We start from the raw sequence: 12216 nt of genomic DNA on the forward strand, positions 1-12216 counted from the left end.
TATCTGCTATTTCTTGGCATATTTAAAAAACATGGTTTCGGTGTACGGGTCAAAATAAATATCACGGGAATCGGTCAGATAAAGAAGATATTTTTTTTCATAGGAAAGAGGCAGTGCATATGCATTATCAATAATGCAGTCCTCGGCTTTTTTTATGATATCCTTTTTCTCGTTAAGGTCTGCACACCTCTGCATACGGGCAATATACTCTTCAGCCTCCTTATCCTCAAATCCGCAGGCTTCATAAACGCTCTCAAGGAAATCCTCGGCAAGATTTATGTCTCCGGTGATCGTATCGATATAAAAGGTCTCCTCCCCCGACTGCAGCGACTTTCTGAAATCCGTCTCGTTTTTAAAAACAGGAGAGCAGTAAAGCTCAAGCCTTTCCTCAAGGTCTGAAACTATGGCATAGGGCATTGACTGAGAGCTAAGAGCGTCCGAAGCCAGAAGGACGCTGCTGTTGAAATCAATTTCGTTATGCTCCGAAACCATTTTCTTCCACACTGACGCCGAACCTTTTACTGCCCTTTCCGACTGTGGGAACAGCTCTCTGAAGCTCTTATTTGCAACGGTCACAGCCTCGGGAATGATATCCCACGCCAAAACGGAATCTTCGCTCAGCTCCGCTGTGATACCCGTCTTGTCCACAGCCGAAAAGAATGCCTTTCTCACTTCAATATCCGAAAACGGCTCAATATCCGAATTAAGAAAAAGGCAGGCGGTGCCGCAGACATATTCCTTGATGTCATAATCCCTTGCAGTATTTTTATCATACTCGAGGATAGTCCGGGCGGCATAAGCGTCCGTTTGGAAGTTTTTGGATTTTTCTGTGTTTGCCCTCTCGTCTGTAATGATAATATTCACCAGCTGTGGATAGGTCATGTAGCCCTCGGAGGAATTGCAGTTTATCCTCTCAAGGGTAATGTGGTTGTCCGTCCAGTAGGGGTCGTAGTTCCAGTCGCTGATGTAAAATGCACCGCAGGAATAGGTGTCTGCCGCAGATAAGCCGTATCTTCCCCTTGTGGACAGAAATATCTCCTCATTGCAGGGTGCGGCGGCAGTATGAGCCATAAGCTTTAAGAAATCACAGTCGGGAGTCTCAAGCTCTATCACAAGAGTATGATCGTCCTGTGCACGCACACCAAGCTCAGATGCACTTTTTGCTCCGCCGTAAACTGCCCTGCTGTTCTTTATGCAGGAGAAAAGCTCTGCATAGGGCGAGTGAGTTCCCGCGTCAAAAATTCTCCTGAAAGCGTATTCGTAATCGTAAGCGGTCAGGGGCACACCGCCCTTTCCGTTCATTCCGAACCAGAAAAGTCCGTCTCTGAGCTCAAATGTATAGGTGAGACCGTCCTCGGAAACGCTGTAGCTTTTCGCCGCGCCGTTTATTAGCCGTCCGTCGCCGTCTGTATCCATAAGCAGAGCATAGGTGTTCCTGATAACGAACATCGACTGCCTGTCAACTGCCATCTGCGGGTCAAGATTTTGGGGATTATCCGAAATCACGGCATAAAACTCCCCGTCTGCTCCGTCGTCCTCTCCTCCGCAGGCGCAGAGGGACAGCAGAGCAAGTGCAGCCGTAAAAAATAAAGCCTTCCTGTTCATACTGTCCCTCATTTCTATTATTTTATATATCCGCCGTCACAGCCCTGCCGCACTCCGCAGATCTTTTCAAGTCAATTATCCTCTGATTTTTGCTTCCGCGGAATTTAAGGGTCAGGTCCCTCTCCGCTAAAACAAAAGGTCCGTCCACCAGATGATCGCTTACATCAAGAAGCTCTCCGAAGCTGTTTTCGCTGTCGGAATGTTCTGTCAGATACTCATAGGTATATCCGCTGTAGGTGATGATATTAAGTCCTTTTTCACGTATCATTCTCCCCAGCTTTGAAAGCGCCGCCGCCTGACAGAAGGGCTCTCCCCCGCTGAACGTTACCCCGTCAAGGAGAGGATTTGCGTTTATCCTGTCCATTATCTCCCCGAGAGTGATATCGGTGCCGTCTGCAAAATCGTGGGTCTGAGGATTGTGGCAGCCCTCGCAGTTATGGGGACAGCCCTGAACAAAAACGGTGAGCCTTATGCCCGGACCGTCAACGATAGAATCGTCTGTTATCCCCGCAATACGCAGTATGACATTGTTTTCCGTATCAGTTTGCAATTCTCTTTATCCTTTCGTGAACATAGCCGTGCTCTTCCTCACGTCTGCCGCATTTCGGACAAACGTCGCCTATGATGCCCGTATATCCGCATACGGGGTCTCTGTCAACAGGGTGGTTTATGGAGCCGTAGCCGATGCCCGATTCCTTCATGCAGCGGACTATCTTTTCAAATGCCTCCAGATTGTTCATCGGGTCGCCGTCAAGCTCCACATAGCTTATATGTCCTCCGTTTGTAAGCTCATGATAGGGGGCTTCGATCTTAATTTTTTCGAATGCGCTGAGCTTGTAGTAAACGGGGATATGGAAGGAATTGGTGTAATAATCCTTATCCGTAACTCCCTCTATGCTGCCGAATTTTTTTCTGTCCATACGGACAAATCTGCCCGACAGTCCTTCTGCGGGAGTGGCAAGAAGAGAGAAATTCATTCCCGTGCGGATAGCTTCCTCGTCCATTCGCTTTCTCATTCGGGTAACTATCTCAAGTCCCAGAGCACGCGCCTCCTCGGACTCGCCGTGATGCTTGCCGATAAGCGCCTTGAGACATTCCGCAAGACCGATAAAGCCCATTGACAATGTGCCGTGCTTCAAAACCTCGCCCACCGTATCATCGGGACTAAGCTTTTCCGAATCTATCCATACGCCCTGACCCATCAGGAAGGGAAAATTGCGAACCTTTTTCTCCGCCTGGATACGGTATCTGTGCATAAGCTGCTCGCAGACCATATCCATAATCTCCTCAAGGCTGTCGAAAAAGGCTCCCACATTTGAGTTGGCTCTGATGGCAAGCCTGGGAAGATTTATGGAGGTAAAGCTGAGATTTCCTCTGCCCGTAACTATCTCACGTTCGGGGTCGAAATGATTGCCGATGACTCTTGTGCGGCAGCCCATGGTAGCTATCTCGGTATTGTAGTCCCCTGGCTTGTAATACTGCAGATTAAAGGGTGCGTCGATAAAGGAGAAATTAGGGAAGAGCCTTTTTGCGGAAACCCTGCAGGCAAGCTTGAAAAGGTCGTAATTTATATCCTCGGGATCGTAATTTATCCCCTCTTTAATTTTGAAAATGTGAATGGGGAATATGGGCGTTTCGCCGTTGCCGATACCTGCTTCATTGGCAAGAAGAATGTTTTTGATGACCATTCTGCCCTCGGAAGTGGTGTCCGTTCCGTAATTTATGGAGGAAAAAGGCACCTGCGCTCCCGCACGGCTGTTCATAGCGTTGAGGTTATGGATAAAGGCTTCCATTGCGCGATAAGTCTCTCTGTCCGTCTCCTTTAAGGCTTCGGTGCAGCAGTAGGACTGTATGCGCTCCGCAGTTTCCCTGTCGGTGAACTCAAGGAGACGTGCAAGCTCCGCCTCTTTATAGCCGTTATTATTATCCATAACGGGGTAAATATTCTCTTCGGAAAATATCTCCTCTGCGATCCTTTCAGCCGTCTCCTCGGCATTTTCACAGCCGCAGAGCAGCTCCAGACAGCGAGCCTCGTTCTCCCGATATTTTTTTCTGTAGGTCTTTGCCACGCCCTGTGCCATTGCATAATCGAAATTCGGTATGCTCTGTCCTCCGTGCATATCGTTCTGGTCGGACTCTATGGCAATGCAGGCAAGAGCGGCATAGGACAGTATATCATTCGGCTCTCTCAGATGTCCCTGACCCGATGAAAATCCGTTTCTGAAAAGCTTGATAAGGTCTATCTGACAGCAGGTGGCAGTAAGAGTATAGTAATCCATATCATGGATATGGATATCCCCCTCCTCGTGAGCCTTGGCTATAGTGGGGTCGATAACGTACATACTGTAGAACTGCTTTGCGCCCTCCGAGCCGTACTTGTACATCGTACCCATTGCCGTATCGCCGTTGATATTGGCATTCTCGCGCTTGATATCGCTGTCTCTTGCCGCCTTGAATGTAAGATTTTCGTATATCTTCATCAGCTTGGTGTTCATCTCTCGGGAACGGGTGCGGTCGGAGCGGTAGAGGATATACGCCTTTGCGGTCTTGGCGTGACCCTCCTCCACAAGCACCTTCTCCACCAGGTCCTGTATCTGCTCAACGGTGGGAGTGCTGCTGCTGCCGTACTTCTTTTCGCACAGGTCGCAGACCTTGACCGCAAGCTCCATTGAAGCATTGTAGTCGGTGCCTCCAACAGCCTCGGCAGCCTTGTAGATCGCCTTGGCTATCTTCTCGATATTAAAGGTATCTTTTCGTCCGTCTCTTTTTACGATATGAGTTATCATTTTAAAACCGTCTTTCCTAAAAACACAATATATAGTAAAATATACACACTAAATTATAGTATATAGTATTTATGCCCGCTTGTCAACAGCGCCGATTTACAAAAAGCGACGGCAATTTTGTATAAATTGCCGTCTTGACATTTATATACTTTTATGCCTGTGGACCGCTGTTCTTTCTGTAGCCCATATAGCTTTCAAGAATTATTACGGCGGCAACTGCGTCAACCACGTTTTTCCGCTTTTTTCCGCGGACATTTACCTCGTTGAGATAGTTGTGAGCCGATACGGTAGTGCAGCGCTCGTCCCACATGACCACCTTTATTCCCGTAAGCTCCTCAAGCTTCTCGCCGAAGAGAGCGCATTTTTCCGCCCTCTCCCCTACGGTGTTGTTCATATTCTTGGGATATCCTACCACCAGAAGCTCCGCCTGCTCCTTTTTGGCAAGCTCGGCGGTCTTTTCAAGGCAGCGGTCGAAGTTCTTTTCAAATATGACCGTAAGCGGTGAAGCAAGAAATTCGCTTTTGTCGCAAACGGCAATGCCCGTTCTGCTGTCGCCGAAATCTACGCTCATTATTCTCATTTTGCTGCCTCCAGTTCATCGCTGCACCAATTTGATACCGCCAGGGTGGACAGTCCTCCTTCAAGATGAGAGCCGTCATTTTTGAAAATTATTTTCGGTATAAGCTCATCGTCATACTCAATGAGCGACACAGCCGTATTGTCAGCCCAGCCCGGGTCTGCATAGTTTTCCCACTCCCTGCCCTCGGCGCAGTTAAGATATGCCTTTATTGCCATTCCGTGGGAAACTACGGCGATAGTCCTGCCCTCATTTTCAGATGCGATTCGTTTCATTGCCGCTTTCATACGGTCATATACCTGTTTGGTGGACTCCCCGTTCGGAGCGGCAAAATGGTTTATCTCCTCTTTCCACATACGGTATTCCCCGGGAAATTTTTCGGGAAGCTCCGACCATGTTACGCCCTCCCAGTCACCGCCGTTTATCTCCATAAGCTCATCATCTGTGATAATGGGCAGACCGTGATATCTGTTAATTGCTTCGGCGGTGGACATCGCCCTTTTAAGGGGGCTTGAGTACAGGGCTTCAATGGGGATATCCTTAAACCTTTCAGCAAGCCTTTCAAGCTGCAGGCGACCTTTTTCGCTGACGCTTGTATCAGTGCGTCCCTGAAAGAACTCCTTCACATTGCCCTCGGCTTCGGCATGACGCACAAGATATATCCTTACCACGGCTTGACCGCTCCGATAATGTCACTGAGCATAATATTCTTCTCTTTGCAGTAATCCGAAAGTCCTTCGGTTATCTTAACGGGGGTCATGGGGTCGTTAAATATTGCCGCGCCCACCTGAACTATCGACGCACCCGCCATCATTATCTCCACGGCGTCCTCCCAGCTTGAAACGCCGCCCATTCCGCATACGGGGATATTTACGGCGTTGGCCACCTGCCATACCATTCTCACTGCCACAGGGAATACCGCAGGACCCGACAGTCCGCCCACGTTGTTGTGAAGTATCGGTCTGCCTGTGCGGATATCTATCCTCATTCCGAGGAGCGTGTTGATAAGGGAAACCGCGTCTGCGCCCTCAGCCTCGCAAGCCTTTGCAATGTCCGCAATGCTTGTCACATTGGGCGAAAGCTTCATCATAACAGGCTTTTTGGTAGCATTACGCACGATTTTTGTTATCTGAGCCGCACCCTCGCAGGAAACTCCGAAGGCTGCTCCCCCTGCCTTTACATTGGGACAGGAAATATTCACCTCTATCATATCCACATCGGTGCCGTCAAGCTTTTCGGCTATCTCGCGGTACTCGTCAGCGGTACTGCCTGCGATATTTGCGATGATAACGGTATCCTTGGTTTTAAGGTAGGGCAGCTCCTCGGCGATAAAATGATCTATTCCGGGATTTTGCAGTCCAACGCTGTTTAGCATACCCGAGGGAGTTTCCGCAATTCTCGGGGGAAGATTGCCGTTTCGTCTTGCTCCCGTTGTGCCCTTTACGGATATTCCGCCCAGCTCTGAAAGAGGATAAAACTCCTCAAATTCCTTTCCGTAGCCGAAGGTTCCCGAAGCAGGGATAATGGGATTTTTAAAATGAACGCCTGCGAAATCAATTCCAAGCCTTGACATATCAGTCATCGAAAAGCACCTCCTCTGCATCAAAAACAGGTCCGTCCTTGCATACGTGAGCGTAGTATTCCTCGCCGTCTCTTATGGTGCGGCAGGCGCAAACCAGACAGCCGCCCACGCCGCAGCCCATTCTCTCCTCAAGAGAGACCTCACATTTTACTCCCGATTCCTTTGCCTGAGAAATTATTCTCTTGAGCATTACGGAAGGACCGCAGGCGTAAATGATATCGGGCTTTTCTTTCTTTAAAACCTCTGCAAGCGCGTCGGTAACGAAGCCCTTTCGTCCCGCTGAACCGTCATCTGTGCAGAGAATGACCTCGGCTCCCGAAGCTGCAAGATCCTTCTGCAGGATAACCGCAGAAGCATTTCTGAAACCGCTTATGACCACCGCATTACTTCCGTAATGCTCCGCAATGGGGAGCATAGGGGGATTGCCTATTCCTCCGCCGATGATGACAGCCTTTTTATCCTTTTCAAGAAGGGTAAAGCCCCTGCCGCCCAGGGGTGCCACAATATCTATAAGCTGACCCTCGGAAAGCCGGGAAAGCGCCTTTGTGCCCTTTCCTCTTACCTCGAAAACTATTCTGAGAGTGCCCTTTTCCTTGTCGATACCGCAGATGGAAATAGGTCTGCGGAGCATAAATCCGTCAGCCTTGATATTTACAAACTGACCGCATACCGCCGCCTTGGCAATATGGGGACAGCGGATAGTCATATCGTATACCTCAGCCGCAATAGCCTTTTTGCTGATAATGGGGTAAAGCCCCTGGGTGTATTTCATATAAACAGCCGTCCTTTCGTTATAATGGTTTATGTCTTATGTCGTCAATAATGTATTCCGAGCTGTCGGGGAGAAGAGAGGGGTCTGCCTCAAGCTGCTCCATATCGGAAGCGGCCTTGTTTTCCTCTGCGGGAGCCTCGTCCTTTCCCTCGAACCAATCGCTGCAAACGTCCGTATCAACGCTGATACCGTCCATACGGTCACTTTTTTCGGCAGGAACTACGGCAAATTCGGAAACGGGCTTTTCCCTGTCTGAATAATAATCCTGCTTCTTCTGATCTTTGAGCCATTTCTCACGATACTTCACAAACCGTGAATGTCTGTCACGCTCAATGCCGTAGTTGAAATCGGGAAAGCCCTCCTGTGTGCGCAGATGATCCAGCTCCTTATAGCTTCTCACCGCAAGGTCCTGGGTCCATAAGCCCAGTCCCGAATAAACTATGAGCAGTATCATTCCCCAGAATGTCATAGGCTCAAATCTGATAAACAGATTTGAAACAGAAAAAAGAAGCATGACAAGATAGATGATCTGGCAGGCGATATTCAGCTTCTTGACCAGGTAAATGTCCGCAAGATAGCTCATTACAGCCACGGGAGGAGTAAGGAAAAATGTCACGGCATACCATGGGAAGGATATCTGTCCTACCTCCTCAGCAAGAGTAAGGGCAAGCTTTATTCCCGCATTGGTATAGCAGAACCAGAGATACAGCCCGAAAACGCTGACGAAGGTCACTAAGAGATTAAAATAAACGTTGTATATCCTGGCACCGTTCATATTTTTTCTGACCACTTCCATGCGCGCTCTGTGCTCCTCGTACATATGCTCGCGGATAATGTCCTCTTCAAGCTCGTTCATAAGGTATGACCCCCTGTCCTATAAAGACGGGCTGTAACGAAAGCTTTCGGTTACAGCCCTGATTAACCGTCAGATTTTTGTTATGTCTATCATTTCCATATCGTCAATATTCTTGCCCATTGCAAGTATATCCGCAACCGCATTGGCGGTGTCGATAGCCGTCAGGCAGCAGATGGAGCGCTCAACGGTCTTTCGGCGTATCTTAACGCTGTCGTATGCGGGGATACGTCCCTTTGCCGAGGTGGAGATAACGTAATTTATCTTGCCGCTGTCAAGGAGCGTCATAACATTGGGCTTTTCCTCGGAGGCCTTGCGGACAACGTTTGCGGCAACCATATTCCTGTTTAGAGTAGCCGCTGTTCCGCCTGTAGCATAGATATCAAAGCCCAGCTGCTCGAATTTCTCCGCAACATAGATTATCTCCTGCTTGTCGGTGTCGCGGACTGTGATAAGAACGCCGCCGTCCTTTTTCATATTGTAGCCTGCGGCGATAAGTCCCTTGAACAATGCGTCCTCGAAGGTTCGGGCAATGCCGAGACATTCGCCTGTGGACTTCATCTCGGGGCCGAGAGCGGTATCCACATCGTGGAGCTTTTCAAAGCTGAATACGGGTACCTTTACGGCAATGAAATCAGCCTCCTTGTAAAGACCGCTTTCATAGCCCTGCTCCTTGAGGGTGTGACCGAACATTATCTTTGTGGCGATATCCACCATAGGAACGCCTGTGACCTTGGAAATGTAGGGCACTGTTCTCGAAGAACGGGGATTTACCTCGATAACGTAGACCTCGTTATTATAGACCACATACTGGATATTTACAAGACCGATAACGTGAAGCTCGGTAGCAAGACGTCTTGTGTACTCGATAATTGTCTCCCTTATCTTCTTGGTAAGAGTGAGGGCGGGATATACGGAGATAGAGTCGCCCGAGTGAACGCCTGCACGCTCGATATGCTCCATAATTCCGGGAATGAGGAAGTCGGTGCCGTCGCAGATAGCATCAACTTCTACCTCCTTGCCCATCATATACTTGTCGATAAGCACAGGATTTTCCAGAGTTGTTCTGGTAATGATATCCATATACTCGATAATATCCTGGTCGGAGTGAGCGATTATCATATTCTGACCGCCGAGAACGTAGGAGGGACGCATAAGAACGGGATATCCCAGATCCTGAGCGGCTTTCAGCGCCTCCTCAGTGTTCATGACCGTGTGACCTGCGGGACGGGGAATGCCGCACTTATTGAGCAGCTCGTCAAATCTCTCTCTGTCCTCCGCAGCGTCAATGCTGTCGGCAGATGTACCGAGAATACGCACGCCCATTTCGGAAAGGTGCTTTGTAAGCTTGATGGCAGTCTGACCGCCGAACTGAACAACAACGCCGTAGGGCTGCTCGGTCTCGATAATAGCTTCCACGTCCTCCTTGGTAAGGGGGTCAAAGTAAAGTCTGTCGCCTGTGTCAAAGTCTGTGGAAACAGTTTCGGGGTTATTGTTGCAGATAACTGCGTCATAGCCCATTTCTTTAAGCGCCCATACGCAGTGAACGGAGCAGTAGTCAAACTCGATGCCCTGACCTATTCTGATAGGACCCGAGCCGAAAACGATGACCTTTTTCTTGCCCGTATCGGTGCGGTCGATAAACTGTCTTGCCTCGTTCTCCTCGTCAAAGGTGGAGTAGAAATAGGGAGTCTCAGCCTTGAACTCGCCTGCGCAGGTATCGACCATCTTGAACACGGCTCTTGTCCTCTTGGGGCATTTCTGACCGCTCATACGCTCAATGGTGCTGTCAAGATAGCCGTATTTCTTTGCAAGGTCATACTTCTCGCAGGTAAGCTCTCCGTCTGCAAGATAGCTTTCCAGATCAGCAAGATTTTTAAGCTTTGACAAAAACCACATATCTATCATGGTGATCTCGTGAATCTTCTCAAGAGCCACTCCCCTCTTTATTGCCTCAAATACCACAAAGGAGCGCTCGTCGTCAACATTGTAAAGCCTGTCAAAAATTTCCTCATCGGAAAGGTCTTTGAGCTTTTTCAGATTCATGGAATCAAGCCCCAGCTCAATGGAGCGGACAGCCTTCATCATAGCCTGCTCGAAAGAGGTACCGATAGCCATTACCTCGCCCGTAGCCATCATCTGAGTGCCCAGAGTACGCTTTGCGTAAACGAATTTATCAAAGGGCCACTTGGGGAATTTAACAACAACATAGTCAAGAGCAGGCTCGAAGCAGGCATATGTTTTGCCCGTTACCTGATTGATTATCTCGTCTAAGCTGTAGCCGATAGCAATTCTTGTGGCAACCTTTGCGATAGGATAGCCTGTAGCCTTTGATGCAAGAGCGGAGGAACGGGAAACTCTGGGATTTACCTCGATGACCGCATATTCAAAGGAGGTGGGGTGAAGTGCAAACTGACAGTTGCAGCCGCCCTCTACTTTAAGCTCGGAAATAATGTTCAGAGCCGCAGTTCTGAGCATCTGATATTCCTTGTCTGTAAGAGTAACCGCAGGAGCGATAACGATGGAGTCGCCCGTATGAACGCCCACGGGGTCGAAGTTTTCCATTGAGCAGACGGTGATAACATTGCCCTTGCTGTCTCTTATCACCTCAAACTCGATTTCCTTCCAGCCGCTTATGCACTTCTCAACGAGTATCTGAGTAATGGGAGAAAGTCTCAGACCGTTTGTGGCAATGTCGATAAGCTCCTCCTCGTTATAAGCGATACCGCCGCCTGTGCCGCCCAGAGTAAATGCGGGACGGACGATAACGGGATAGTCTATGACCTTGGCAAACTCAACAGCGTCGGGAACGGTCTCAACCACCTTTGAGGGGATAACAGGCTCGCCTATTTTTTCCATAGTGTCCTTGAAAGCCTGTCTGTCCTCAGCCTTGTGGATAGTCTCGGGATTTGCGCCGAGAAGCTTAACGTTATTTTCCTCAAGGAAGCCGCACTCCGCAAGCTGCATGGAGAGGGTGAGACCTGTCTGTCCGCCCAGAGTGGAAAGGATACTGTCGGGCTTTTCTATCTTGATTATCTTCTTTACAACGTCAAGGGTCAGGGGCTCGATATACACCTTGTCCGCCATAGCCTTGTCGGTCATAATGGTAGCGGGGTTTGAGTTGATAAGAACTACCTCAAGTCCCTCCTGCTTGAGAGCACGGCACGCCTGAGTACCCGCATAGTCAAATTCGGCAGCCTGTCCGATGATAATGGGACCCGAGCCGATTACAAGAACTTTTTTTATATCGCTGCGAAGCGGCATTTTACTGGACCTCCTTTGAGGATTTGATCATATCAATAAATTCATCGAAGAGATAAGCGGTGTCCTGGGGACCTCCGCAGGCTTCGGGGTGGAACTGAACGGTAAAGCAGGGGAAATTCTTATATCTTACGCCCTCGCAGGTGCCGTCGTTTGCGTTCTTGTGTGAGACCTCGCCGACCTCGGGAGAGATACTGTCGTTTATTACCGCATAACCATGATTTTGAGAGGTAACAAAGGTCTTGTCAAGAGCGATATCCACAACAGGCTGATTTGCTCCTCTGTGACCGTACTTGAGCTTTTCGGTCTTAGCGCCGTTTGCCAGCGCCATAAGCTGATGTCCGAGACAGATGCCGAATATGGGAATGTTGTATCCCTTCAGCTTCTTGAGATTTTCAATGACCTCAGTATTCTCGGCAGGGTCGCCGGGACCGTTTGAAAGCATTATTCCGTCGGGAGCCATTGCCTTTACCTCTTCCGCAGGAGTGCCCGCAGGAACAACAGTCACATTGCAGCCTCTCTTAACAAGCTCTCTTCTGATGTTGAACTTGTAGCCGAAATCGTAGAGGACAACGTTGTAAAGAGGATCCTCTGCCATAAACACCTCAGGCTCCTTAACGGTAACGGACTTCACCGCATTTTTTATGGAGAAGGCTCTTATCTGCTCAAGCAGCTCGTCCTTTTTCTCATAAACATTTTCCGTGGTGATAACGCCGTTCATAACGCCGCTTTCACGGATAATTCTTGTAAGACATCTGGTGTCTATGGAGTGGATACCGA

The 12216-nt window shown here is 49.1% G+C and carries 10 protein-coding genes; all 10 read right to left on the bottom strand.

Going from position 1 to position 12216, the window contains the following annotated elements; all coding sequences use genetic code 11:
• Positions 1–6 precede the first annotated feature (6 nt).
• Entirely contained in the window at positions 7–1605 is a 1599-nt protein-coding gene (locus tag ACI4J0_RS06795; RefSeq protein WP_439765059.1) for an ABC transporter substrate-binding protein, read from the bottom strand.
• Positions 1606–1627: 22 nt separating this feature from the next.
• Positions 1628–2155 (bottom strand): anaerobic ribonucleoside-triphosphate reductase activating protein, encoded by a 528-nt coding sequence (nrdG, locus tag ACI4J0_RS06800; RefSeq protein WP_439765060.1) that lies wholly within the window; start codon positions 2153–2155, stop codon positions 1628–1630.
• On the bottom strand, positions 2145–4391 hold the full coding sequence (locus ACI4J0_RS06805; protein ID WP_439765061.1) for an anaerobic ribonucleoside triphosphate reductase: 2247 nt from the start codon (positions 4389–4391) through the stop codon (positions 2145–2147). The genes nrdG and ACI4J0_RS06805 overlap by 11 nt, the downstream gene beginning before the upstream one ends.
• Before the next feature lie 151 nt (positions 4392–4542).
• Positions 4543–4971 carry a Holliday junction resolvase RuvX gene (gene ruvX, locus ACI4J0_RS06810; protein ID WP_439765062.1) on the bottom strand — a complete coding sequence of 143 codons (429 nt, stop codon included), beginning with the start codon at positions 4969–4971 and terminating at the stop codon, positions 4543–4545.
• The gene (locus tag ACI4J0_RS06815) at positions 4968–5639 is read right to left on the bottom strand and encodes a histidine phosphatase family protein (RefSeq protein WP_439765063.1); all 672 of its coding nucleotides are present in this window, start codon (positions 5637–5639) and stop codon (positions 4968–4970) included. The genes ruvX and ACI4J0_RS06815 overlap by 4 nt, the downstream gene beginning before the upstream one ends.
• Entirely contained in the window at positions 5633–6541 is a 909-nt protein-coding gene (locus ACI4J0_RS06820) for a dihydroorotate dehydrogenase (protein WP_439765068.1), read from the bottom strand. The genes ACI4J0_RS06815 and ACI4J0_RS06820 overlap by 7 nt, the downstream gene beginning before the upstream one ends.
• Before the next feature lies 1 nt (position 6542).
• Positions 6543–7322 carry a dihydroorotate dehydrogenase electron transfer subunit gene (locus ACI4J0_RS06825; protein ID WP_439765064.1) on the bottom strand — a complete coding sequence of 260 codons (780 nt, stop codon included), beginning with the start codon at positions 7320–7322 and terminating at the stop codon, positions 6543–6545.
• A gap of 19 nt (positions 7323–7341) precedes the next feature.
• Positions 7342–8178 (bottom strand): hypothetical protein, encoded by an 837-nt coding sequence (locus ACI4J0_RS06830; protein WP_439765065.1) that lies wholly within the window; start codon positions 8176–8178, stop codon positions 7342–7344.
• Positions 8179–8247: 69 nt separating this feature from the next.
• Complete coding sequence (gene carB / locus ACI4J0_RS06835; protein ID WP_439765066.1) at positions 8248–11439, bottom strand: carbamoyl-phosphate synthase large subunit; 3192 nt, start codon at positions 11437–11439, stop codon at positions 8248–8250.
• A gap of 1 nt (position 11440) precedes the next feature.
• On the bottom strand, positions 11441–12216 hold a 776-nt coding region (locus ACI4J0_RS06840), incomplete at its 5' end, for a carbamoyl phosphate synthase small subunit (protein ID WP_439765067.1).

It is taken from the genome of Huintestinicola sp. (assembly GCF_051882455.1).
Lineage (GTDB): Bacteria > Bacillota > Clostridia > Oscillospirales > Ruminococcaceae > Huintestinicola.

Excerpts from the sequence above, each read along its gene's own strand:
- ACI4J0_RS06795 (WP_439765059.1), bottom strand. The coding sequence starts at position 1,605 with ATGAACAGGAAGGCTTTATTTTTTACGGCTGCACTTGCTCTGCTGTCC.
- ACI4J0_RS06805 (WP_439765061.1), bottom strand. The coding sequence starts at position 4,391 with ATGATAACTCATATCGTAAAAAGAGACGGACGAAAAGATACCTTTAAT.
- ruvX (WP_439765062.1), bottom strand. The coding sequence starts at position 4,971 with ATGAGAATAATGAGCGTAGATTTCGGCGACAGCAGAACGGGCATTGCC.
- ACI4J0_RS06820 (WP_439765068.1), bottom strand. The coding sequence starts at position 6,541 with ATGTCAAGGCTTGGAATTGATTTCGCAGGCGTTCATTTTAAAAATCCC.
- ACI4J0_RS06825 (WP_439765064.1), bottom strand. The coding sequence starts at position 7,322 with ATGAAATACACCCAGGGGCTTTACCCCATTATCAGCAAAAAGGCTATT.
- ACI4J0_RS06830 (WP_439765065.1), bottom strand. The coding sequence starts at position 8,178 with ATGAACGAGCTTGAAGAGGACATTATCCGCGAGCATATGTACGAGGAG.
- carB (WP_439765066.1), bottom strand. The coding sequence starts at position 11,439 with ATGCCGCTTCGCAGCGATATAAAAAAAGTTCTTGTAATCGGCTCGGGT.